Origin of the sequence: Burkholderia sp. Ac-20345, from assembly GCF_017104825.1 — a bacterium.
Classification (GTDB): domain Bacteria; phylum Pseudomonadota; class Gammaproteobacteria; order Burkholderiales; family Burkholderiaceae; genus Burkholderia; species Burkholderia lata_B.
In genome coordinates, this window is sequence record NZ_JAAGPO010000038.1 from 23,305 (window position 1) to 46,790 (window position 23,486).

Below are 23,486 nucleotides of genomic sequence, written 5' to 3' on the forward strand. Positions count from 1 at the left end.
AAATTGTTTTGATTTGAGATCAAGAATGCAGCAATGAAGATTACGCTCGACGAACTCCAGGCCTTTGCCGCCGTGGTCGACTCCGGTTCGATCACCGCGGCCGCGCAGCAGCTCGACCTTACGGTGTCGGCGACGAGCCGCACGCTCGGGCGGCTCGAGGAGAAGCTGAAGACCACGCTGCTGCGCCGGACCACGCGCCGGCTCGAACTGACCGAGGAAGGGCGCGCGTTCCTGCAGGACGCGCGCGCGATCATCGAATCGGTCGAGACGGCGGAAGAGCAGATGCTCGCGCGGCGCGAGATGCCGTCGGGGCGGCTGCGCGTGGACGCGGCGACGCCGTTCATGCTGCACGTGATCGTGCCGCTCGTGCGCGGCTACCGCGAACGCTTCCCGAAAGTCGAGCTGGAGCTGAACAGCAACGAGGGCATCATCGACCTGCTTGAGCGGCGCACCGACGTCGCGTTCCGGATTGGCCGGCTGAAGGATTCGACGCTGCACAGCCGGCGCATCGGCAACAGCCGGATACGTATCCTCGCGAGCCCCGCGTATATCGCCGCGCACGGCCAGCCGCGCAAGGTGGAGGATCTGGACAAGCACACGCTGCTCGGCTTCACGCAGCCCGAATCGCTGAACGTGTGGCCGATCCTCGGCGCCGACGGCGAGCCGTGCCGTATCGAGCCGGGCATCCGGTCGTCGAGCGGCGAGACGCTGCGGCAGCTCGCGCTCGACGGCGCGGGCGTCGTGTGCCTGTCGGATTTCATGATCGCGCAGGATCGCGAGGCGGGCCGGCTCGTGCAGGTGCTCGCGCGCCAGACGCTCGAGGTCGAGCAGCCGATCCACGCGGTGTACTACCGCAACACCGCGATCTCGTCGCGGATCGCGTCGTTCGTCGATTACCTGATCGAGGCGTTGGGCGGCAGCGGCAATGATGCGCCGGGGCGGCGCAAGGCTGCGTCGTGGATGGAGCCGCGGTAACGGAGGCGGGGGGCGGTTCATGCCCCGCGAGATTTGACGTGCGATCCGGCGTACCCCACTGGGGCACGCCGTCGTGCGGCGGTTACGCCTCTTCGGACCAGGACATCCCGTCGCGCGCGAGCAGCGCCGACGAAGCCGCGGGCCCGAACGTGCCGGCCGTGTACAGGCGCGGCCGGTCGCCGAGCTGCTTCCAGCCGTCGAGGATCGGCTCGACCCACGACCATGCGGCTTCGAGCTCGTCACGGCGCATGAAGTGCGTAAGGCGGCCGCGGATCACGTCGATCAGCAAACGCTCGTATGCTTCCGCACGCCGCTCCGGAATCGCCTGCTGCAGGTCGAGGTTCAGGCTCACGGGCACCATGTTCATCCCGCTGCCCGGTTCCTTCGCGAGCATCTGCAACTGGATCGACTCTTCCGGCTGGAGCTGGATCACGAGGCGGTTGCTGTAGTGGCGCGGGCCGGTCGGGATGATCGAGAACGGCATGTCCGCGAACTCGATCACGATTTCCGACTGGCGGCGCTGCAGGCGCTTGCCGGTGCGCAGGAAGAACGGCACGTTCGCCCAGCGCCAGTTGTTGAGGTGCGCGCGCAGCGCGACGAAGGTTTCCGCGCGGCTGTCCGCCGGCACGTTGTCTTCCTCGAGATAGCCCTTCACCGGCTGGCCGTCGACCGCGCCGGCCGTGTACTGGCCGCGCACCGTGTCGCGCGCGACGTCCGCCACCGCCATCGGCCGCAGCGAGCGCAGCACCTTCAGTTTTTCGTCTCGTACCGCGTCCGGGTCGAGCGACACGGGCGGCTCCATCGCGACGATGCACAGCAACTGCAGCAGGTGGTTCTGCACCATGTCGCGCAGCGCGCCCGTGTGGTCGTAGAAGCCGGCGCGGCTGCCCACGCCGACCGTTTCCGCCACCGTGATCTGCACGCTGCGGATGCTCGGCGCCTGCCACAGCGGCCCGAAGATCGGGTTGCCGAAGCGCAGCACCATCAGGTTCTGCACGGTTTCCTTGCCGAGGTAGTGGTCGATCCGATAGATCTGCGATTCCTCGAAGTGCTTGCCGACCGCATTGTTGATCGCCTTCGCGGACGCGAGATCGTGGCCGAGCGGCTTTTCGAGGACGACGCGCGAATGCTCGTCGACGAGATGCGCGGCCGACAGGTTGTCGCAGATGGTGGTGAACAGCTCCGGCGACGTCGACAGGTAGAACACGCGGATCGCATCGCCGCGCGCCGCTTCCGCGAGCCGCAGGTAGTCTTCCGGCGCATTCACGTCGATCAGCACGTACTTGAACAGGTCGAGGAAACGGCTCCAGGCTGCGGGATCGAACGCCTTTTCGTCGATGAACGGGCGCGACTGCTCGTCCATGAACTTGCGATAGCCGTCGATGCCCCAGTCGCGGCGGCCGACCGCGATGATGCGCGTCTCGGGCGGAAGGTTGCAGTGCAGGTGCGCCATGTACAGCGCGGGCAACAGCTTGCGGGCGGCCAGGTCGCCGCCGCCGCCGAAGATGATCATGTCGACGGGCCGTTCGGCTCCGGTCTGGGTAGGCTGATTCGTCATGGGAGGTTCGCGGTTTGAAACGGGGAACGTGAAACGAACGTCGAGGCACCGGGCGCCGATACGTGAACGCACCAGTACGTGAAAACACTAATAGTGCACGGTTTTGATGGATTGCGTATGGGTTCCCCCGGATGTAACAGGGCTTGCCTTTCGCATGATCGCTCCTTTATGATTGAGCGCTCACTCATTAAAGGAATCGAACGTGGCCCGACCGCGTAGTCCCGACAAGCACGAAGCCATCCTCGCCGCGGCCGCACGCGCGCTCGCCGAGGACGGCGCGACGGCGACGACTGCGCGTATCGCGCGGCTCGCCGGCGTGGCGGAAGGCACGGTGTTCACGTACTTCGAGACCAAGGACGCGTTGCTGAACGCGCTGTACGTGAGCCTGAAGGCGGACATGCGCGACGCGATGATGACGGCTTTCCCGGAAGGCGCGACGGCCGAGCAGGCGCTGCGGCATGCGTGGAACGGCTATGTGTCGTGGGGTGTCGGGAATCCGGACGGGCGGCGCGCGCTGCAGCAACTGGGTGTGAGCGGGCGTGTCGACGACACGCATCGCGAGGCAGGGGCCGAAGGTTTCGGTACGATCCGCGCGCTGCTGGAGGCGCAGATCGCGGCGTCGGGCGGGCTGAAGCCGGACGAGGCGCACGCGTTCTGTGCGGCGCTGTTCACGTCGATCGCCGAAACGGCGATGGAGTCGGTCGCGCGCGATCCGGCGCGGGCCGATGCGTACCGGGAGGCCGGGTTTCGCGCGTTGTGGGCCGTGTTGCACGCGGTGTGACGCAAAGGGTTGCCATCGTGGCGGCGCGGGTGGTTTCACGCGCTGCGGCGATGACCGAAGCAGGTTTCAGGCAGGGTGATGGCGGTCGTGAACGACCGCGACATCACCGTTATTAATGAGTGAGTAATCATTCATTTTGTGATTTCATCACGATCAAGGAGTGGAAAATGTCGAAAGTCTGGCTGGTGACAGGGGCCGCGCGCGGCCTGGGGCGAGCGATTTCGGAAGCCGTGCTGGCGGCGGGCGACCGGCTGGTGGCCGGCGCGCGCGATCCCGTGCGGCTGGCCGATCTGGCCGAGCGTCATGGTGACCGTCTGCTGCCGGTCGCGCTCGACGTTACCGACGAAGCGGCGGCTGCGCAGGCCGTCGCGGCCGCACGCGACGTGTTCGGCCGCATCGACGTGCTGGTGAACAACGCGGGCTACGGCCATACGGCGCCGTTCGAGCAGATGGGCGCGGACGAATTCCGCGACCAGATCGAAACGAACCTGTTCGGCGTAATCAACCTGACGCGTGCGGTGCTGCCGACGATGCGTGCGCAGCGCGCGGGGCACATCTTCCAGGTGTCGTCGGTCGGCGGGCGCACGTCGACGGCCGGCTTGTCCGCGTATCAGGCCGCGAAGTGGGCGGTCGGCGGGTTCAGCGACGTGCTGTCGAAGGAAGTCGCGCCGTTCGGCGTACGCGTCTGCACGCTCGAGCCGGGCGGGATGCGCACGGAATGGGCCGCGCAGGCGAAGCGCGACGTCGACGGCCTGCTGCCTGACTACCAGCCGTCGGTCGGGAAGATTCTCGAACTGCTTGGCGCGTACGGCGGCCACGAAGTCGGCGATCCGGCGCGGATCGCGGCACTGATCGTCGAGCTGTCGCGCCGCGAGGATGTGCCGATGCGTTTGCTGCTCGGCGGCGATGCGCTGTTCGTGTGCGAGCAGGCGGAGAAGCAGCGCGCGGAAGAGGCCGCGCGGTGGCGCGACACGACGCTGTCGACGCAGTTTCCGGATGCGAAGCTGCCGGCCGGGCTGGAGGCGCTGAAGGGGCTGGAGTGAGCGCTGACATTCGCGGCGCTGCCCGGGCAGCGTGAGCGGCTGACCGATGCCGGCGCATGTGCCGGCGTGAAGGCATCGGCCGGCCGCGCCCATGCGATCGACGGGCGCGGCCGATGTATCAGGCGGCCTGTTCCACCAGTGCCTGCAGTTCCTGCCCGGCCTTCTCGATCGCCGCTTGCGCGGCATCGGCACCCGATACGGTGCCTTCCACGCGTACTTCGCGGACGTCGGTCATGCCGATGAACCCGAGCAGATGCTTCAGGTAGCCGGACTGAAAGTCGAAGGGCGCATACGGGCCTTTGGAAAAGACGCCGCCGCTTGCAGTGACCAGATACACCGTCTTGCCTTCCAGCGTGCCGGTGAAGCCGCTTTCGCCATAGCGAAACGTGACGTGCGGCCAGATCACGCGGTCGAACCACGCGCGCAACTGCGTGGACGGGCCGAAGTTGGTCATCGCGGAGCCGATCACGACGATATCGGCGGCGCGCAGTTCGTCGACCAGCGCTTGCGCCAGCCCGACGGCCTGCGCCTGTTCGACGCTGCGCGCGTCCGGCGGCAGCGTGCGGCCCGCGATGTACGCGTCGTCGATATGCGGCAGTGGGTCGGTGGACAGGTCGCGCACGGTGATGGTGCCGGTTGCGTCACGCGCCGCGAGTTGTCGCGCGAGGTCGTGCGCGAAGCGCGTGGACAGGCTGTCGGTGCTGCGGGGGCTGGATGTGATCAGCAGGATGCGGCTCATGAGCATTCCTTTAGGGCTAAGATGAGAACCAGGTAACTTTTGATAACTTGGTTACCAAAAAGCATGTGGAATGCTAGGGTTCGCGCCCGGGCACCACAAGAACGCACAGGGTTGTGCCCCAGTTACATCGATGTTCCCGCCACCATGCCCCGACCCAGCGACAACGACTGCCAGGCGACACGCCAGATCCTCGACAGGATCGGCGACAAGTGGAGCCTCTACATCATCGCGACGCTGAACGACGGTTCGCGGCGCTTCAACGAGCTGAAACGCGAGATCGAAGGGATTTCGCAGCGCATGCTGACGCTGTCATTGCGCGGGCTGGAGCGCGACGGGCTGGTCACGCGGACGGTGTTCCCGACGATTCCGCCGCGTGTCGACTACGCGCTCACGCCGCTCGGCGAAACGCTGCTGGAGCCCGTGATGACGCTCGTCAGGTGGGCGGAGAAAAACAAGCAGCCGATTGCGCAAGCGCGCGAGCGTTTCGACGAGGCGGCCGATGCGACGCCGGCGCCGGGCGAGGGCGTTGTTTATCGCAGTCGATAGGGCGCGACGGGGCTGCTCCGTCACGCCCGCGCGGCCGAACGGTAGGTGCGCTCAGCGCCCCAGCGCGTAGAACTCCGCATTCGGCCGCATGTTCGTCACGTTTGCGATGCGGTTGGACATGCCGAAGAAAGCGGAGATCGCCATGATGTCCCACACGTCTTCTTCGACGAAACCCTGCGACTTGAGTGCGTCGAAGTCTGCTTCTCCAACCAGATGCGCGGCCTGCGACACCTTCATCGCGAAGTCGAGCATCGCCTTCTGCCGGGCGGTGATGTCGGCCTTGCGGTAGTTGGTGGCGACCTGGTCGGCAATCAGCGGATCCTTCGCGCGAATGCGCAGGATCGCACCGTGCGCGATCACGCAGTACTGGCACTGGTTCACGCTGCTGGTGGCCACGACGATCATCTCGCGCTCGGCCTTGCTCAGGTTGCCCGGCTTGTCCATCAGCGCGTCGTGGTACGCCATGAACGCGCGAAACTCGTCGGGGCGATGCGCAAGCGTCAGGAATACGTTCGGGATGAAGCCCGACTTTTCCTGGACGGCCGCGATGCGTTCGCGAATGTCCTCGGGCAAGTCTTCGAGCGCGGGCACGGGAAAGCGGCTGATAGGGGCGGTGTTTGCGGCGGTCATGAGGTCTCCTGGATAAAGTGGCGCGGGTGCTCTCGATGCGAGAGCCGCCGGCCAAAAAAAGAAACGCCGGTGGTCGTCAGCGGCGTCACGCGTTGACGTCGACGACGATGCGGCCGCGAACCTTGCCGTTGATCAACTCCCCGGCAAGCGGGATGACGTCGCCCAGGCCGACCTGATGGCTGATCGTGCCCAGCTTCTCGACGTCGAGGTCGGACGCGAGCCGGCGCCACGCTTCCAGGCGGTCGGCGCGTGGGCACATGACGCTGTCGATCCCGACGAGCGTGACGCCGCGCAGGATGAACGGCGCGACGGTCGCGGGGAAATCCATACCGGCGGCGAGGCCGCAGGCCGTCACGACGCCGCGGTACCGCGTGGCCGCACACACGTTGGCGAGCACGTGGCTGCCCGCCACGTCGACCGCGCCGGCCCAGCGTTCCTTGCCGAGCGGCTTGCCGGGCTCGCTGAATTGCGAGCGCTCCAGGATTTCCGCCGCGCCGAGCTGTCGCAGGTAGTCGGCATCGGCGGGGCGGCCGGTCACCGCGACGACGCGGTATCCCAGCTTGGCGAGAAGGGCCGTGGCAACGCTGCCCACCCCGCCTGCCGCGCCGGTCACCACGATCTCGCCGTCGTCCGGGCGCACGCCATGCCGTTCCAGTGCCATCACGCACAGCATCGCGGTGTAGCCCGCCGTGCCGATGGCCATCGCCTGTTGCGGCGAGAAGGCGGACGGCAGCGGCACCAGCCAGTCGCCGTCGACGCGGGCTTTCTGCGCGAGGCCGCCCCAGTGCGTTTCACCGACGCCCCAGCCGTTGAGCACGACCTGGTCGCCGGGGCGATAGTCCGGGTGCGTGCTCGCTTCGACTTCGCCGACCAGATCGATGCCGGGCACCATCGGGAACTTGCGGACCACGGGGCTCTTGCCGGTGATCGCCAGCCCGTCCTTGTAGTTCAGCGTCGAATAGCCTACGCGTACCGTCACGTTGCCGGCGGGCAACTGCGCGTCGTCCAGCGTCTGGAGCAGGGCCTGCTGGCCGGTTTCATGCCGGTCGATCACGATGCCTTGAAACATGTGTCCTCCTTTCTAGACCGATCGTCTAGTTAATGGCAAAAAAATTCAGCGGCGCGGTAGTCCATTGAAGAAAAACTGCGCGAACAGGGTCAGCGGCTTGTCGCTGCGCTCCAGCTTCGCGCGCAGCACGGCGCCTTCCCAGCCGATCCAGAAGAATGCGGCGAGTTCGGCGGGATCGGCCGAACCGGTCAGTTCGCCGGCTTGCTGCGCGGCGGCCAGGCATTCGGCGAGGCGGCGTTGCCAGTCCTCGAACGTGGTGCGCAGGCGGGCGCGGAAACTTTCGGGCAGCGCGCCCATTTCCTGCCCGAGGTTGCCGATCAGGCAGCCTCGGCTGTAGGCGTAGCGGGCCATGCCGTCCCGGGCATCGTCGACGAACGTGCGCACGCGCTGCAGCGGCGAGCGCGCCGGGTCGCTGAAATGACGGTCCAGCTTGCGCGCGAAGAAGTCGGCATAGCGGTCGATCAGTTCGAGGCCGAACGCTTCCTTGTTGTCGAAGTAGTGATAGAAGGAGCCCTTGGGCACGCCGGCACGCCCGAGGATCTCGTCGAGCCCGGTGGCCGAGAAGCCTTTCTCGGTGAGCACTTCCAGCCCGGTGCGCAACAGCATGTCCCGCGTGGCGACGAGGTCCTCGTGCTGTTTCGGTGGCCTGCCGCGACGGCGAGGCGAATCAGTTCGAACGTCCATGTGCGAATAATAGACCGTTCGTCTCAAAAATCAACGGGTCGCGTAGCGAGCGTGTTCGGTGAGGTCGACCCGGCGAGCCATACCCGTATTAACCATGATTAAAAAACCTTATCGCGGTGAAAAATTCCGCATCTTATTGAACCGATATCGGCTCGCTATAGTGGCTCGCTTTCCCGCACGCACCCGTTGCGTGCGCAGACAAACAGCAGGAGCCCCTTGATGACCACCGATACCCGATTCACCGAAGTCGAGGATCTGATGCCCGCCGCCGGCGGGTTGCGCGAGATCCGTCACCACATCCATCACCATCCCGAACTCGCGTACGAAGAGCACGACACGGCCGCGCTCGTCGCCGAGAAGCTCGAACAGTGGGGCTGGCAGGTGACGCGCGGGGTCGGCAAGACGGGCGTGGTCGGCACGCTGCGCGTGGGCGACGGCACGCGCAGCATCGGCATTCGCGCCGACATGGACGCGCTGCCGATCATCGAGGCGACGGGGCTGCCCTATGCGAGCGGCACGCACGGCAAGATGCACGCCTGCGGCCACGACGGCCACACGACGATGCTGCTCGGCGCCGCGCAGCACCTCGCGAAGACACGCAACTTCTCCGGCACCGTGCACCTGTATTTCCAGCCGGCGGAAGAGCATGGCGTCGACAGCGGCGCGAAGAAGATGATCGACGACGGTTTGTTCGAACGCTTCCCGTGCGATGCCGTGTTCGGCATGCACAACCATCCGGGCGCGGCACCGGGCGTGTTCCTTACGCGGCGCGGCCCGTTCATGTCGGCCGGCGACAAGGCGATCATCACGATCGAAGGCGTCGGCGGCCACGCGGCCCGGCCGCACCTGACGGTTGACCCGGTGGTCGTCGCGGCGAGCATCGTGATGGCGCTGCAGACGATCGTCGCGCGCAATGTCGATCCCGCTCAGCCGGCGGTCGTCACGGTCGGCTCGATGCACGCGGGCACCGCGAACAACGTGATCCCGAACGGCGCACGCCTCGAACTCAGCGTGCGCTCGTTCAGCCCCGACGTGCGCGCGCTGCTCAAGCGCCGCATCACCGAGCTGGCCGAAACACAGGCCGCGAGCTACGGCGCGACCGCGAACGTCGAGTACATCGAAGGCTATCCGGTCGTCGTCAATACGGATGCCGAAACGGATTTCGCCGCGCAGGTGGCGCGTGAACTCGTCGGCGACGCGCACGTGGTCGAGCAGACCGACCTGCTGATGGGCAGCGAGGATTTCGCGTTCATGCTGCAGCAGCGGCCGGGCTCGTTCGTGCGTCTCGGCAACGGCGAAGGCGAGGACGGCTGCATGGTGCACAACCCGAAGTACGACTTCAACGATCGCAACCTGCCGATCGGCGCGGCGTACTGGACGCGTCTCGTGGAGCGTTACCTCGGGCGGTGATGCCGGCGGCGGGGCGAGCGGCCGGCGCTTCCGGCCGCATTGAGAGGAGACGACAACGATGCAGAAAGACCATCTCGCGCTGCACCCCGCGTCGGCGGGGGCTGCCGAAACCAGCGTGACGGGCGCCCCTGCCGTCACGCAGCGCGGCGCAATCGCCGCGGCCGTGATCGGCAACTGGCTGGAATTCTTCGATTTCACCGTGTACGGGTTCTTCGCGGTGCTGATCGGCAAGCTGTTCTTCCCGTCGAGCGACCCGACCACGTCGCTGCTGCTGTCGGTCGCGACGTTCGCCGCCGGCTTCTTCACGCGGCCGCTCGGCAGCGTCGTGCTCGGCGTCTACGCGGACCGCAAGGGGCGCAAGGCCGCGCTGAACCTGACGATCATGCTGATGGCGCTCGGCACCGGCCTGATCGCGATCGCACCGACGTATGCGCAGGTCGGCGTGGCCGCGCCGCTGCTCGTCGTGTTCGCGCGGTTGCTGCAGGGTTTCTCGCAGGGCGGCGAATTCGGCGCGGCGACGACGACGCTGCTCGAACAGGGCGGCACGGGGCGTCGTGCGTTCCGCGCGAGCTGGCAGCTCGCGACACAGGGCGGCGCCGCGCTGATGGGCTCGGGCTTCGCGGCGCTGCTGTCGAACACGATGACCAAGGACGCGCTCGAAAGCTGGGGCTGGCGGCTGCCGTTCCTCGTCGGCGTGCTGATCGCGCCGGTCGGCATGTATCTGCGCCGCCGGCTCGCCGACGATGCGCCCGGCGACAGCCATCACGGCATCGAACGCGGGGTGCTGCACGAGCTGTTCTCGAAGCACACGCGCACGGTGCTGCTGCTGATGCTCACGGTGATGGGCGGCACGGTGTCGACCTACATCCTGACGTTCTACATGCCGACCTACGCGATCCACACGCTCGGCCTGCCGATGAAGCTGTCGATGTTCGTCGGCGTCGCGTCGGGCTGCGTGATGCTGGTCACGTGCCCGCTGTTCGGCTGGCTGTCGGACAGGCTCGGCAGCCGGCGCCTGCCGATCTTCGTCGGCCGCGGCGTGCTGGTCGCGCTGCTGTTCCCGGCGTTCTGGCTGATGAACCATCATCCGACGCTGTCGGTGATCCTGCCGCTGACCGCGCTGATGCTGCTGTTCTATTCGCTCGGCTCGGCATCGGAAATGGCGCTGATGTGCGAGTCGCTGCCGCGCCACGTGCGCGCGACCGGCATCTCGATCGCGTATGCGCTCGCGGTGACGATCTTCGGCGGCACCGCGCAGCTGATCGCGACCTGGCTCGTGAAGACGACCGGCAGCAAGCTCGCGCCGGCCGGTTACGTGGCCGCGTGCGTGGTGCTGTCGCTGATCGCGGTGGCGATGCTGCGCGAGACGGCGCGGGATTCGATCGACTGACGCAAAGCACGGCGCGGCACGTCGGGCGGCAAGCGGCAATACGCGCTTATCGCCGGCGCACCACCCTCAGGTACGACGCGAGCATCGTCGCGAGTTCCTGCGCGGCCGGCGTCAGCGGCACGGCCGCGCGCTGCAGCAGGCAGATGTCCTGCGATTCGGCCTGTTCGCGCACGGGCACTTTCGCGAGTGCGCCGGCAAACGGACCGTGCCGCGTCACGGCTTCGGTTTCGAGCGACAGGCAATCGGTCTGCGTGACGAGCTGCAGCGTCTCGAACATTCCTTCGACGGTGGCGAGGATCTTCGGCGGCGGCAGGCCGTGCACGTCGAAGTACGCGAGCAGCCGGTTGACGACGGGGTCCGCGCTCAGGTTCGGCGAGCGCGTCGACACCCACGCGTAGTCGGCCAGTTCGGCGAGCGATTGCGCGTGCATCGCCGGATGCCCGTTGCGGCACACGACCACCGGCGCGGATGCACGCAGCGGCGTGACCGCGAGATCGATCGTGTCGGTCTGCTTCGAGACCAGCGCGATCGCGAAATCGACCGCGTTTTCCCTCAGCCAGCCGATCATCATCCGCGACGTGCCGGTGCGCAGATGCACGTCGACCTTGTCGAAGCGCGCGCGGAACGCGCTCAGCACCGGCGCGAACGCATCGATCAGCGGTTCGGCCACGAGGCCGAGCGTGACGGTGCCTTCGTACGCGCCGCTCAGTTGCCGGATCTCCCGCTCGACCTGCTCGCATTCGCCGAGGATCGAACCGGAGCGCGCAAGTAGCCGCTGGCCGACGGCCGTCGGCACGATCCCGCGATTGGTGCGCGTGAACAGCGTCGCGCCGAGCGTCGCCTCGAGGCTCTGCAGTTGCTGCGTGACGCCGCTTTGCGCGAGATCGAGCGCGCGCGCGGCGGCGCGCAGGCTGCCGTGCTCCACGACGGCCTGGAAGATGCGGAGCTGGGAGAGCGTGAACGCCATGGGCAAGCGCGAAGCCGGTGATCGGGAAAAGTGATCATGATAAGGCAGCGGGCGATTCCGGCGGCGGCGCGTGCGCACTACGATCGCAGGCAGTCCGGCTCGTGCCGTTTGCCCATCGTCCCGCCCTTCGTCGACCATGAAACGTACTCTCCTTCCGCTCGTTTCCTTGTGCCTTGCGTTCGCGGCCGGCGCCGCACATGCGCTCGATGCGCGCCCCGTGCGCCTCGGTATCGATCCGACCTATCCGCCGATGGATTCGAAGGCGCCCGACGGCAGCCTGAAGGGCTTCGATGTCGATCTCGGCAACGAGATCTGCCGCCGCGCGCAGTTGCGCTGCCAGTGGGTCGAGCTCGAATTCTCCGGGATGATTCCGGCGCTGCAGGCGCGCAAGATCGACGCGATCCTGTCGTCGATGGCGATCACCGAGAAGCGCGAGAAGCAGATCCTGTTCTCGTCGAAGCTGTTCCGCTTCAAGTCGCGGCTCGTCGCGCGGCCCGGGAGCGGTGTCGACAGCACGACCGCGTCGCTGGCCGGCAAGCGCGTCGGCGTGCAGTCGGGCACGCAGTTCGAATCGTGGGCGCTCGCGCACTGGGCGCCGGCCGGCATCGGCGTGGTGCCGTACAAGAGCCAGGACGACGTGTTCGCCGATCTCGTCAACGGCCGCCTCGACGCGGCGCTGCTCGGCACCGTGGAAGCCGACTACGGCTTCCTGCGCACGCCGAAGGGCAAGGGCTTCGCGTTCGTCGGCGCGCCGCTCGACATGGGCGATCGCGGCGTGGGCATCGGCATGCGGCAGTCGGATACGGCGCTCAAGGCGTCGATCGACGGCGCGATCGCGTCGATGCTGAAGGACGGCACGTACGACCGGATCGCAAAGAAGTATTTCGACTTCAACCCGTACGGCGACTGAGCGCCGCGCCGCCTCGCCGTATCACCCGTTTCCCTGTTTTCATCCGTTCGAGACCATCGATGCAGATTCGCACCACGCCGCTCCTGTCGCCGTCGATCGGCACGCAGCGCACGCTGACGAGCTTTCATTTCGGGCCGGCCGACACCGGCAGCAAGATCTACCTGCAGGCCGCGCTGCACGCGGACGAGACGCCCGCGATGCTCGCGGCGTTCGTGCTGAAGCAGCGTCTCGCGCAGCTCGATGCCGACGGCCGGCTGGCGGCCGAGATCGTGCTCGTGCCGGTCGCGAACCCGGTCGGCCTCAATCATCATCTGCTCGGGCAGTTCATCGGCCGCTTCGATCTGGCGAGCGGCCGCAACTTCAATCGCGGCTTCCTGCCGCTCGCGGAGATCGCCGCGCGGGCGCGCGACCGGCTCGGCGACGACGGCGAACGCAATCGCGCGATCGTGCGCGAATGCGTCGGCGCGGCGCTCGACGAGATCGCACCGCGCACGGAATTCGATGCGCTGCAGCTGGCGCTGCTGAAGCTGTCGCTCGACGCCGAGGTCGTGATCGACCTGCATTGCTCGCTCGAAGCGGTGATGCACGTGTACACGAGCGAAACCGCATGGCCGGAAGTCGAGCCGCTCGCGCGTTATCTCGGCTCGGAGGTGTCGCTGCTCGCCGAGGATTCGGGCGGGCACGCGTTCGACGATGCGCATCACCTGCTGTGGACGCAGTTGCGGCAACGCTTGCCGGTGGGTACGCCGATGGCGGCCGGCACCGTGGCCGTGACGGTCGAGTGCCGCGGCCAGCGCGACGTGACGTACGAATATGCGGAACGCGATGCCGATGCGCTCGTCGACTATCTCGTGTGGCGCGGTGCGGTACACGGCGAACACAAGCCGCTACCGCCGCTCGCCGCACCGGCCACGCCGCTCGCGGGCAGCGAGCAGTTCTATGCGCCGGTGAGCGGAATACTCGTGCACCGTGCGGCGATCGGCGCGACGATCCGCGCCGGCGATCCGCTGTTCGATATCGTCGATCCGCTGACGGATGCGATCACGACGATCTTGAGCGGCACCGATGGCGTGTTCTACATGCGCCGTGCGATCCGGTTCGTCACGGCCGGTGCCCCGCTTGGCCGCGTGACGGGCACGGTTCCGGTGCGCAAGGGGATGTTGCTCGGCGCATGAGCGGTGCGCTGTCCTACAGGCTCACAGCGCAGTTTCGTTCCCGTCAAATTGACCACGGTGCTGCGCATCACTAGATTGTGCGGCGCGGAGTTCGCTCCGTGTTCAGTGAGAGGAACGTAGCAACCGAGTGGAGTTGATACGGGCAGCCCAGGGCTGCCCGTTTTTTTTCGCCCGGCGTGCCTACGGCAACGCACTGAGGCGAAGGTCGTGAAACAGGTCGTAGACGAGCGTGCGCAGCCACTGATGTCCTTCGTCGCGCTGGTAGCGTTCATGCCAGAACTGCGCGATGTCGGCCGGTGCGGTGTCGAACGGCAGCGGCACGGCGCGTACGTCCTGCAGTCGCGACAGCACACGGGCGAGGCGGCTCGGAATGCAGGCGACGAGGTCGCTCGACGACACGATGCGCTCCAGACCGAACGAATGCGCAAGCTGCAGCACGACATGGCGCGTGCTGCCGGCATGAGGCGACAGCGCATAAAGCGCCGCTTCGAAGTGCGCATGGCTGCCGGCCGTGGGCGTGTAGCTCACATGGTCGGCCGCGAAGAACTGCTCGGCGGTGAGCGTCGCGCCGATCGTCGGGTGGTCGTTGCGCACGAGCGCCACGTAGGTTTCGTGGAACAACCGCTGCTGATGGAAATCGGCGTGCAGCCCGGTGAACATGCCGAGCGCGAGGTCGATCTGTCCGAGCTTCATCATCTGCTGGGCGGCATCGAGCGGCGGATCGGCCGTGACGATCCGGATGCCGGGCGCGACCCGGCGCAGATGCGCGACGAGCGGCGGCATGAAGATTGCCTGCCCGAGATCGCTCGTGTACAGGCGGAAGGTGCGGGTCGACGCGGCGGGATCGAAGGCGCGGCCGGCCTGCAGCGCGGTGCGCAGCGACGCGAGCCCGTCGTCGACGAGCGCCGCGATCGCGTCCGCGCGCGGGGTGGGCTGCATGCCGTCGGCTGTCTTCACGAACAGCGCGTCGTCGAACAACGTGCGCAGCCGCTTCAGCGCGTTGCTGACCGACGGCTGCGTGAGGTGCAGCGCGTCGGCCGCGCGCGTCGTGCTGCGCGTGCGGTACAGCACGTCGAACACGAGCAGCAGGTTCAGGTCGATGTTGCGCAGGTCGGGGTCGTGTTCCATCGCGTCGGTCGGTAGGCGGGCATAGATGCCGTGAATGACGGTATTCAACGCCGCAATTTAACAGGGCGCCGCGGCCCTCCTATGCTGGTTCCGATTCGCCGCACCACGGTGGCGCGGCGGCCCGGATATCACAGGAGACAGCATGCGGGACAAGATCGCACTCGAGGAGCACTTTGCCACGCCGGACACGATCGGCGATTCCGAACATTACTTTACCGCCGACATCTGGCCGGCGCGACGCCGTCAGCTGCTCGACGTGCAGGAGGAGCGCATCGAGCGCATGGATGCGTGCGGGATCGGCTACGCGATCCTGTCGCTGAACGCGCCGGCCGTCCAGGCGATCACCGACACGGGCCGCGCGATCGACGTCGCGCGGCGCGCGAACGACCTGCTGGCCGAACAGGTCGCGCGCCGGCCGGACCGCTTCGGCGCGTTCGCGGCGCTGCCGCTGCAGGACCCGGACGCCGCCGCGCGCGAGTTGGCGCGCACTGTGACCGAGCTCGGTTTCAAGGGCGCGCTCGTCAACGGCTTCTCGCAGATCGGCCACGCCGACAACGCGACCTACTACGACCTGCCGCAATACCGGCCGTTCTGGGCCGAGGTCGCGCGGCTCGACGTGCCGTTCTACCTGCACCCGCGCAATCCGCTGCCGAGCCAGCAACTGGCGATCGAAGGCCATCCGTGGCTGATGGGGCCGGCGTGGGAGTTCTCACGTGAAACGGGCGTGCATGCGCTGCGCCTGATCGGCAGCGGCCTGTTCGACGCGCACCCGAACCTGACCGTGATCCTCGGCCATCTCGGCGAACTCGCGCTGCACAACATCTGGCGCACGTCGCACTGGGCGTCCCCGAACGGCAAGAACCCGATGGGCGTGAAGGCGAAGCGATCCTTCATCGATACGTTCCGCGCGCATTTCTACGTCACGACGAGCGGCAATTTCCGCACGATCGCGATGCGCAACGCGATCGACGAGATCGGCAGCGACCGCGTGCTGTTCTCGGCCGACTATCCGTTCGAATCGATGGAGGAGGCGAGCACATGGTTCGACGCTGCCGAGATCGGCGACAACGACCGGGAAAAGATCGGGCGGGACAACGCGAAGCGCTTGTTCCGGCTCGACTGAACCGGGCGGGCGCCGCCGATTCGTCGGAACAATCCGGCGACGTGTGGTAGCGCCCGTGTTCGGTGATATCGAATGGAATTCGCAGTGCGAATGATTGATTGAAGTTGGAATGGATGATCGGCAACGGCCGCAGCAGACGGGCGTGCCGCATCGTCCGCCGCGCGCGATGCACGATGCACGGGCGCGGTGCGGGCCGTCCGGCCAGGATAAAACGAAGGAGACACCCTCTTGCAACCCACCCCCGCATTCGACGTGCAGCGCTGGATCGACGCGCTGCCGTTCTCACGTTTCCAGCTGGCGATTGCTTTGCAGTGTTTCGCCGTGGTCGCGCTCGACGGGCTCGACACCGCGCTGATCGGCTTCGTCGTGCCCGCGCTGCGCAGCGACTGGCATGCCGGCACGGCAGGCATTACGCTGCTGCTGGCGTCCGGGCTGGTCGGCCTCGCGGTTGGCGCGTTCTTCGCCGGGCCGCTCGGCGACCGGCTCGGCCGCAAGCGCCTGCTGGTCGGGTCGGTCCTGTCGTTCGGCCTGTTCAGCACGCTGTGCGCGGTCGCGCCGGAGATTCATTCGCTGACGGCGCTGCGCTTCCTGACCGGTGTCGGCCTCGGCGCGGCGATGCCGAACGCGATCGCGATGACGTCCGAGTACAGCCCGCGCGCGCGTCGTGCGCTGGTCGTCACGACGATGTTCTGCGGCTTCACGTTCGGCTCCGCGGCGGCGGGGTTCATCGCCGCGCACGTGATTCCGCGTTACGGCTGGCATGCGATGTTCGTCATCGGCGGCGTGCTGCCGATCGCGCTCGGGCTCGTGATGATCGCCGCGCTGCCCGAATCGATCCGCTTCCTGATTCATCGGCGCGCACCGGCCGCGCAGGTCGCGGCCGTGCTGCGCCGCATGTCGCCCGATGCGCCAGATGGCGCGCAGCGCTTCGTCGCGGACGAGCCGGCTGGTGTCGCGGCACGCTCGCCCGTGTCGCAACTGTTCGCGAGGCCGCTGCGGTTCGGCACGCTTGCGCTGTGGTGTGCGTTCTGGATGAACCTGCTGATCGTCTATCTCGTCACCAACTGGCTGCCCAGCCTGTTTCGCGAAGCGGGCTTCGATCTCGCACAGGCGGCGATCGTCACCGCGATGTTCCAGCTGGGCGGCACCGTCGGCGCGATCCTGCTCGGGCGCGCGATGGACCGCTTCAACGCATACGCGGTGCTGGTGACCGCGTATCTCGCCGGCGCGCTGTGCGTGTTCCTCGTCGCGTGGCGCTACGACGACCTGCCGTCGCTGTGCGTCGGCATCTTCGGGATCGGCTTCGGCGTTGCCGGCTCGCAAACCGGTGCCAATGCGCTCGCGGCCGATTTCTATCCGACCGGCAGCCGCGTGACGGGCGTGAGCTGGGCGCTCGGCGTCGGCCGGCTCGGCGCGATCGCGGGCTCGTTCGTCGGCGCGCTGGTGATGGCGAGCGCGATGGGGTTGTCGGGTGTCTTCATGCTGCTGATCGCACCGATCGTCTGCGCCGCCGTCGCGATCGGCGCGATGGGGCTGCGTTACGCCCGTGCGGGCGGCTATGCGAAAGCCGTCGAATAAGCGCGAGCAATCACATTCCCCATACAACGAGGAGACCACGATGCAGACGTCGGCAAGCCGCCGCCGCGCGGCCATGACTTTCGCGGTATTGAATGCAGCGGCCGCCAGCGCCGCCCATGCACAGAGCAGCGTGACGCTGTACGGCAGCCTGGATGCCGGCGTTGCGTATGTGAACAATCGCGCGGGCAGCCCGCAGGCCGCGATGCTGCAAGGCGTGATGCAGCCCGACCGCATCGGCTTCCTCGGCAACGAGGAACTGGGTGCGGGCTGGCGTGCCGTGTTCCGGCTCGAGAACGGATTCGCGACCAACACGGGCGCGCTGATGCGCAGCGGCACGCTGTTCAACCGGCAGGCGTACGTCGGGCTGTCGTCGGAGCGGGCCGGCACGATCACGCTCGGCCAGCAGACCGCGTTCAACTACGACTGGCTCGCGCCGATGGGCAACGGCTTTCAGTCGTCGAACCTGCTCGCGGCTCACCCGGGCAACCTCGACGGATTGGTCGAGACGACGTCGGCGCAGGAGAGCAATGTCGTGAAATACCGGTCACCCGCGCTGTACGGGCTGAGGGTCGGGCTGCTGCTCGGGATCGGCGGCGTGCCCGGCAATTTTTCGAGCGGGCGCATCGCGGGGGCGGGCATCGATTACGTGAACGGATCGTTCGGACTCGCCGCGGCTTACGTCAACGAGCACGACCGCGCGCTCGGCCCGATGCTCGGCGATACGACCGCGGGCCTCGGCCTGTCGACATTCCAGGGGCGACCGGCGCTGTCGTATGTGGCGGACAAGGTCGAGAACGCGGGCATCGGTGCTCGCTACGACTGGGGCAACGTTCGGCTGCACGCGCTGTACACGTACGTGAGGCTGAAGGCCGGCGCGCAGACGGATTCGTATCGCACGTTCGATGCGGGCGCCATGTGGCAGGCGACGCCGGCCAATTCGGTGGCGGGCGGGATGTCGACGACGTCGTTCATTGGCCGCCGCTATCTGTCGGCTTCGCTCGGGGACGTGCATGCGTTGTCGAAGCGCACTCAGGTCTACCTGCATGCTGTCGTGCAGCAGGCGACGGGGAGTGTGGCGGCGCGCGCCGCGATCTTCGCGATCGGCGCGTCGGGCACGCAGCGGCAACTCGCGATCGTGGCGGGGATTCATCATTTGTTTTGAGCGGAGCGACGGTCGGTACATCAATCGGCCGTGCGACGGGCACGGTGCCGGTATGCAAGGGGACGCTGTCCGTCGCGTGTGCGGCTCGGTGTCCTACAAGCACGACGCAGTTTCGTTCTTGTCAAATTGACCGAGCTTTTGCGCGTCACTAAATTGGGCGGCTCGGCGTTCGCTCCGGGTTCCGTGAGAAGAGCGTTGCAATGCAATCAGCGTGCGCGGGCAGCCGGTGCTGCCCGTTCTTGTTTCACTGCGACGTCGGTCAGGCACCGGGCCGATGTCGGCGCAGTCGAGTGGGCGGCAAGCAGACACCGAACGATGCGGGTCGGCGGCACATCAAGGAGGCAACAGCATGACCCGACGCAAGGTTGTCGTTGCATCGCCAGTCGCGACGCAAACGCTGCTGGGTGACATCCGGGCATTGATCGACGCGGCGCGGCAGCGTACCGCCTCGGCGGTGAACAGCGAGTTGACGATGCTCTACTGGCGCATCGGCCAACTCGTTCATACCCAGGTCCTGGCGGGCAAACGGGCCGACTATGGTGAGGAAGTGCTTCCGACTCTGGCGGCACAATTGACGAAGGACTATGGCGGCAGCTTTGCCGTGAAGAATCTTCGTCGCATGGTGCAGTTCGCCGTCACGTTTCCGGACGAGCGGATTGTCGTATCGCTGATACGACAATTGAGCTGGACGCACCTCATTGCGTTGGTGCCGCTCAAAGACCCGCATCAGCGTGACTACTACGCGCAGATGGCCAGCGTGGAACGCTGGAGCGTCAGGACGCTGCGCGAGCGTATCGACTCGATGCTGTACGAACGCACCGCACTCTCCCGGAAGCCGGATGCATTGATCGCGCAGGAACTGGCAACGATGCGGGATGCACAGCGGATGTCGCCCAGCCTGATCATGCGCGATCCATATATTCTCGATTTCCTCGGCCTGCGCGACACCTGGCAGGAAGGCGACCTGGAGACCGCGATCATCCGTGAAATGGAGTCCTTTCTGCTGGAGCTTGGCGCAGGCTTCACTTTCGTTGCCCGGCAGAAGCGCATCCAGATCGACGACGAGGATTTCCACCTCGATCTGCTGTTCTACAACCGGAAGCTGCGGCGGCTGGTAGCGGTGGAGTTGAAAGTCGGTGAGTTCAAGGCCGCGTACAAGGGGCAGATGGAACTGTATCTGCGCTGGCTCGACAGGCACGAGCGGGAGGCGGATGAAGCGCCGCCCCTTGGGATCATCCTCTGCAGCGGAAAGAAATCAGAGCAGATCGAACTGCTGGAACTGGACAAGTCCGGCATCCACGTTGCGGAGTACCTGACGGCGTTGCCGCCTCGTGCGGTGCTGACTGAGCGACTGCAACAAGCGATACAACGGGCGCAGTTGCAGATCAGGCCGCGCAACTTGGCACGGAATACGCGCTGACGCGTTTCGTGCCTTCGTTGTTCACCCCCGCCGTGCCACCAGCTCCGACACCGTCTGCGCGGCCTGCTGCAGCGGCCCGAGAAACTCCTTCACCATCTGCTTCGCGGTATGCCGCTGAGCGTTGCCGCTGATGTTCATCGCCGCGATGATCTGGCCGCGCCGGTTGCGGATCGGCGCGGACAACGACATCAGGCCCACTTCGAGTTCCTGGTCGACCACGGCCCAGCCCTGCTGGCGCACCTGCGCGATCGCCGCCTTCAATTCGCCGAGGTCGGTGATCGTGCGCGGCGTGTGCGCGCGGATGCCGCTTTGCGCGAGCGTTTCGTCGAGCGCGGCATCGTCGAGTGCGGACAGCAGCACGCGACCCATCGACGTGCAGTACGCGGGCAGCCGGCTTCCGATCGACAGGTTGATCGTCATGATCTTGCGGGTCGGCACGCGCAGCACGTAGACGATCTCGGTGCGGTCGAGCACGGCCGCCGAGCAGCTTTCGTGGATCTGCTCGGACAACTGCTCCATCACGGGATCGGCGAGATTCCAGAACGGCATCGACGTGAGGTACGCGAAGCCGAGCTCGAGGATCTTCGGTGTGAGCCGGAACAGCCGGCCGTCGGCTTCGACGTAGCCGAGCGTCTGCAGTGTGAGCAGGATCCGGCGCGCGCCCGCGCGCGTGAGCCCGGTGGCCGAGGCGACCTCGGTGAGCGTCTGCTCCGGACGGGCCGCGTCGAACGCGCGGATCACCGCGAGGCCGCGTGCGAACGACTGGACATAGGAGTCGCCGGGTTTCGTCTGAGTGTCTTCGGTTGTCATGAGCGCCTGGAATATCGTGCAGCCGAGAAGATAGCGCATGGGGCCTGACACGCCAACCGCCCGGCGGAACGGGCGCTTGACAGGTCGTCCCCGCACTCCCTATGATGCGTTGAACGTTCGATACACGATCTTATGTTCGTATATAGAACATTTAAGCGCATCCCGGCGGGCAATGCAAGGGGGGCGCCCTGTTCATTCCCCAGCCTGTCCTGGGACCGGAGACACTGATGACCGAAGCTTTTCTGTGTGATGCGATCCGTACGCCGATCGGGCGTTACGGCGGTGCACTGTCCGGCGTGCGCGCCGACGACCTGGGCGCGGTGCCGCTCAAGGCGCTCGTCGAGCGCAACCGCGATGTCGACTGGACGGCGATCGACGACGTGATCTACGGCTGCGCGAACCAGGCCGGCGAGGACAACCGTAACGTCGCGCGCATGTCGGCGCTGCTCGCGGGCCTGCCGCAGGGTGTGCCGGGTTCGACGATCAACCGCCTGTGCGGCTCCGGGATGGATGCGGTCGGCGTGGCCGCCCGTGCGATCAAGTCCGGCGAGGCCGCGCTGATGGTCGCGGGCGGCGTCGAGAGCATGACGCGCGCGCCGTTCGTGATGGGCAAGGCCGCGAGCGCGTTCGCGCGCCAGGCCGACATCTACGATACGACGATCGGCTGGCGCTTCGTCAATCCGCTGATGAAACAGCTGCACGGCGTCGACTCGATGCCCGAGACGGCCGAGAACGTCGCGGTCGACTACAACATCAGCCGTGCCGACCAGGACCTGTTCGCGTTGCGCAGCCAGCAGAAGGCCGCGCGTGCGCAGCAGGACGGCACGCTTGCGGAGGAAATCGTCGCGGTCACGATTCCGCAGAAGAAGGGCGATCCGCTGGTCGTGTCGCGTGACGAGCATCCGCGCGAGACGTCGCTCGAAACGCTGGCGAAGCTGAAGGGCGTCGTGCGCCCGGACGGCTCGGTGACGGCCGGCAACGCATCGGGCGTCAACGACGGCGCCGCCGCGCTGCTGCTCGCGAACGAAGAAACCGCGAAGCGTTTCGGCCTGACGCCGCGCGCACGCGTGCTCGGCATCGCGACGGCCGGCGTCGCGCCGCGCGTGATGGGCATCGGCCCCGCACCGGCCACGCAGAAGCTGCTCGCCCGGCTCGGGATGACGATCGACCAGTTCGACGTGATCGAGCTGAACGAGGCATTCGCATCGCAAGGTCTCGCGGTGCTGCGCATGCTCGGCGTTGCAGATGACGATCCGCGCGTGAACCCGAACGGCGGCGCGATCGCACTGGGTCATCCGCTCGGCGCATCGGGGGCGCGTCTCGTGACGACCGCGATGTACCAGCTGCATCGCACGAACGGTCGCTTCGCGCTGTGCACGATGTGCATCGGCGTCGGCCAGGGCATCGCGATCGCGATCGAACGCGTCTGACCTGCGTGTCGCGGCGAAGCGGCAGGGCACCAGCCGTTTCGCTGCATCACCGCTGTGCTGTTTTCGAAACGATGCGCGGCGATTGCATACATCAGCGGCAGGCGCGGCATGCCGTCGGGCGGCACCATCCGGTGACCGTCCAGCTCGCGCATCCCGTCGAAGCCCTTCCAGCCGTTCGCATACGGATATTCGGTCAGGCGGTCGATCGCGAGCCCGGCCGACACGAGCGCGTTCACGACTTCGCCGATGCCCCACATGAACTCGTAGCTCGGATGCGGGTTCGCGAAATCGACGACGCCCGGATGGTCGTGCTGCGCGCCGAGCCCCATGCCGGATGCGGCGACGTAATCGCCGACACCCGCCGGCTCCTTGGTCGCGTCGCGTTTGAAATAGTCGTAGTGCGGCTTCCAGTGTTCGTCGAAATACAGCGCGAACGGATGGAACTCGACCATCGCGAAACGGCCGCCCGGCGCGAGCAGCGCGGCGATCCCGCGCGCCCACGCGTTCAGGTCGGACAGCCAGCAGATCGCGCCGTACGACGTGAACACGCGATCGAAGCGCTCGCCGCGCGCGGCGGCCTCGGGCATCCAGTCGAGCACGTCGGCGCGCTCGAAACGCGCGGGCAGACCCGCGTCGGCCGACAGTTGCCGTGCGAAGGCGATCGCTTCGTCGGAGATGTCGACGCCCGTCGCATCCGCGCCGTCGCGCACGAGGCTCAGCGTGTCCTGCCCCGCGTTGCACTGCAGGTGCAGGAGTCGCAGCCCGCTGATGTCGCCGAGTAGTTCGCGTTCTTCCGGAAAGAGCGTCGAGCCGCCTTCCCGGAAAAATGCAGCCTGATCGCCCTTATGACTGTTATGCGCGACTGTCGCCGTATTCCAGGAAAGCCGATTCAGTTCGTGCAATGCCTTTTTCATCGAATTCGAATGCCGGTTGAATGGAGCAGGATAGACGGAATCGT

Annotated in this window: 21 protein-coding genes and 1 pseudogene; 13 read left to right on the forward strand and 9 right to left on the reverse strand. The window is 66.8% G+C overall.

The window, feature by feature from the left end:
- The first annotated feature begins 33 nt into the window (after window positions 1-33).
- Window positions 34-975, forward strand: a complete 942-nt coding sequence (locus G3O06_RS16115; protein ID WP_174916347.1) for a LysR family transcriptional regulator — start codon at window positions 34-36, stop codon at window positions 973-975.
- An 82-nt stretch (window positions 976-1,057) separates the two neighbouring features.
- Here G3O06_RS16115 and zwf read toward each other — a convergent pair whose 3' ends face one another.
- Complete coding sequence (zwf, locus tag G3O06_RS16120) at window positions 1,058-2,533, reverse strand: glucose-6-phosphate dehydrogenase (protein WP_174916346.1); 1,476 nt, start codon at window positions 2,531-2,533, stop codon at window positions 1,058-1,060.
- Window positions 2,534-2,735: 202 nt separating this feature from the next.
- Between zwf and G3O06_RS16125 the strand changes: the two genes are divergently transcribed.
- Window positions 2,736-3,314 (forward strand): TetR/AcrR family transcriptional regulator, encoded by a 579-nt coding sequence (locus tag G3O06_RS16125; protein ID WP_205816735.1) that lies wholly within the window; start codon window positions 2,736-2,738, stop codon window positions 3,312-3,314.
- Window positions 3,315-3,481: 167 nt separating this feature from the next.
- Window positions 3,482-4,357, forward strand: coding sequence for an SDR family NAD(P)-dependent oxidoreductase (locus G3O06_RS16130; protein WP_205816736.1), 876 nt, complete (start codon window positions 3,482-3,484; stop codon window positions 4,355-4,357).
- Window positions 4,358-4,475: 118 nt separating this feature from the next.
- On the opposite strand, the gene G3O06_RS16135 is transcribed toward G3O06_RS16130, so the two are convergent.
- The gene (locus G3O06_RS16135; RefSeq protein WP_205816737.1) at window positions 4,476-5,096 is read right to left on the reverse strand and encodes an NAD(P)H-dependent oxidoreductase; all 621 of its coding nucleotides are present in this window, start codon (window positions 5,094-5,096) and stop codon (window positions 4,476-4,478) included.
- 144 nt (window positions 5,097-5,240) lie between these two features.
- On the opposite strand from G3O06_RS16135, the gene G3O06_RS16140 reads away from it, so the two are divergent.
- Window positions 5,241-5,642 carry a helix-turn-helix domain-containing protein gene (locus tag G3O06_RS16140; protein WP_241020061.1) on the forward strand — a complete coding sequence of 134 codons (402 nt, stop codon included), beginning with the start codon at window positions 5,241-5,243 and terminating at the stop codon, window positions 5,640-5,642.
- A 51-nt stretch (window positions 5,643-5,693) separates the two neighbouring features.
- On the opposite strand, the gene G3O06_RS16145 is transcribed toward G3O06_RS16140, so the two are convergent.
- The 3 genes from G3O06_RS16145 to G3O06_RS16155 all read right to left on the reverse strand — a co-directional run bounded on the left by G3O06_RS16145 (window position 5,694) and on the right by G3O06_RS16155 (window position 8,025).
- Window positions 5,694-6,272 (reverse strand): peroxidase-related enzyme, encoded by a 579-nt coding sequence (locus G3O06_RS16145; RefSeq protein WP_205816738.1) that lies wholly within the window; start codon window positions 6,270-6,272, stop codon window positions 5,694-5,696.
- A gap of 85 nt (window positions 6,273-6,357) precedes the next feature.
- Window positions 6,358-7,341 (reverse strand): MDR family oxidoreductase, encoded by a 984-nt coding sequence (locus G3O06_RS16150; RefSeq protein WP_205816739.1) that lies wholly within the window; start codon window positions 7,339-7,341, stop codon window positions 6,358-6,360.
- Between the two features lie 45 nt (window positions 7,342-7,386).
- A complete protein-coding gene (locus G3O06_RS16155; protein ID WP_205816740.1) occupies window positions 7,387-8,025 on the reverse strand; it encodes a TetR/AcrR family transcriptional regulator in 639 nt (212 codons plus the stop codon).
- Window positions 8,026-8,244: 219 nt separating this feature from the next.
- Between G3O06_RS16155 and G3O06_RS16160 the strand changes: the two genes are divergently transcribed.
- Together G3O06_RS16160 and G3O06_RS16165 are read left to right on the forward strand one after the other, a co-directional pair.
- Window positions 8,245-9,435, forward strand: coding sequence for a M20 aminoacylase family protein (locus G3O06_RS16160; protein WP_174999777.1), 1,191 nt, complete (start codon window positions 8,245-8,247; stop codon window positions 9,433-9,435).
- A 58-nt stretch (window positions 9,436-9,493) separates the two neighbouring features.
- Window positions 9,494-10,825 carry an MFS transporter gene (locus G3O06_RS16165; RefSeq protein ID WP_174999778.1) on the forward strand — a complete coding sequence of 444 codons (1,332 nt, stop codon included), beginning with the start codon at window positions 9,494-9,496 and terminating at the stop codon, window positions 10,823-10,825.
- 46 nt (window positions 10,826-10,871) lie between these two features.
- Here G3O06_RS16165 and G3O06_RS16170 read toward each other — a convergent pair whose 3' ends face one another.
- Complete coding sequence (locus G3O06_RS16170; protein ID WP_205816741.1) at window positions 10,872-11,792, reverse strand: LysR substrate-binding domain-containing protein; 921 nt, start codon at window positions 11,790-11,792, stop codon at window positions 10,872-10,874.
- 136 nt (window positions 11,793-11,928) lie between these two features.
- On the opposite strand from G3O06_RS16170, the gene G3O06_RS16175 reads away from it, so the two are divergent.
- On the forward strand, window positions 11,929-12,702 hold the full coding sequence (locus G3O06_RS16175) for a transporter substrate-binding domain-containing protein (RefSeq protein ID WP_205816742.1): 774 nt from the start codon (window positions 11,929-11,931) through the stop codon (window positions 12,700-12,702).
- Window positions 12,703-12,761: 59 nt separating this feature from the next.
- Window positions 12,762-13,877, forward strand: coding sequence for a succinylglutamate desuccinylase/aspartoacylase family protein (locus tag G3O06_RS16180; protein ID WP_205816743.1), 1,116 nt, complete (start codon window positions 12,762-12,764; stop codon window positions 13,875-13,877).
- 180 nt (window positions 13,878-14,057) lie between these two features.
- On the opposite strand, the gene G3O06_RS16185 is transcribed toward G3O06_RS16180, so the two are convergent.
- A complete protein-coding gene (locus tag G3O06_RS16185) occupies window positions 14,058-15,005 on the reverse strand; it encodes a LysR family transcriptional regulator (protein WP_205816744.1) in 948 nt (315 codons plus the stop codon).
- A 142-nt stretch (window positions 15,006-15,147) separates the two neighbouring features.
- On the opposite strand from G3O06_RS16185, the gene G3O06_RS16190 reads away from it, so the two are divergent.
- The 4 genes from G3O06_RS16190 to G3O06_RS16205 all read left to right on the forward strand — a co-directional run bounded on the left by G3O06_RS16190 (window position 15,148) and on the right by G3O06_RS16205 (window position 20,288).
- Window positions 15,148-16,128: an amidohydrolase family protein gene (locus G3O06_RS16190; protein ID WP_205816745.1), complete on the forward strand. Its 981-nt coding sequence runs from the start codon at window positions 15,148-15,150 to the stop codon at window positions 16,126-16,128.
- A 228-nt stretch (window positions 16,129-16,356) separates the two neighbouring features.
- Window positions 16,357-17,706, forward strand: coding sequence for an aromatic acid/H+ symport family MFS transporter (locus G3O06_RS16195; protein ID WP_205816746.1), 1,350 nt, complete (start codon window positions 16,357-16,359; stop codon window positions 17,704-17,706).
- A 40-nt stretch (window positions 17,707-17,746) separates the two neighbouring features.
- Window positions 17,747-18,868 carry a porin gene (locus tag G3O06_RS16200; protein ID WP_205816747.1) on the forward strand — a complete coding sequence of 374 codons (1,122 nt, stop codon included), beginning with the start codon at window positions 17,747-17,749 and terminating at the stop codon, window positions 18,866-18,868.
- A 349-nt stretch (window positions 18,869-19,217) separates the two neighbouring features.
- Window positions 19,218-20,288, forward strand: a complete 1,071-nt coding sequence (locus tag G3O06_RS16205; protein ID WP_205816748.1) for a PDDEXK nuclease domain-containing protein — start codon at window positions 19,218-19,220, stop codon at window positions 20,286-20,288.
- Window positions 20,289-20,309: 21 nt separating this feature from the next.
- Here G3O06_RS16205 and G3O06_RS16210 read toward each other — a convergent pair whose 3' ends face one another.
- On the reverse strand, window positions 20,310-21,098 hold the full coding sequence (locus G3O06_RS16210) for an IclR family transcriptional regulator (RefSeq protein WP_122948127.1): 789 nt from the start codon (window positions 21,096-21,098) through the stop codon (window positions 20,310-20,312).
- 227 nt (window positions 21,099-21,325) lie between these two features.
- On the opposite strand from G3O06_RS16210, the gene pcaF reads away from it, so the two are divergent.
- The gene (pcaF, locus tag G3O06_RS16215) at window positions 21,326-22,528 is read left to right on the forward strand and encodes a 3-oxoadipyl-CoA thiolase (RefSeq protein ID WP_174916330.1); all 1,203 of its coding nucleotides are present in this window, start codon (window positions 21,326-21,328) and stop codon (window positions 22,526-22,528) included.
- Window positions 22,529-22,596: 68 nt separating this feature from the next.
- Here the strand turns inward: pcaF and G3O06_RS16220 are convergent.
- Window positions 22,597-23,442: pseudogene (locus G3O06_RS16220) on the reverse strand (class I SAM-dependent methyltransferase); the annotation flags it as partial.
- Window positions 23,443-23,486 lie beyond the last annotated feature (44 nt).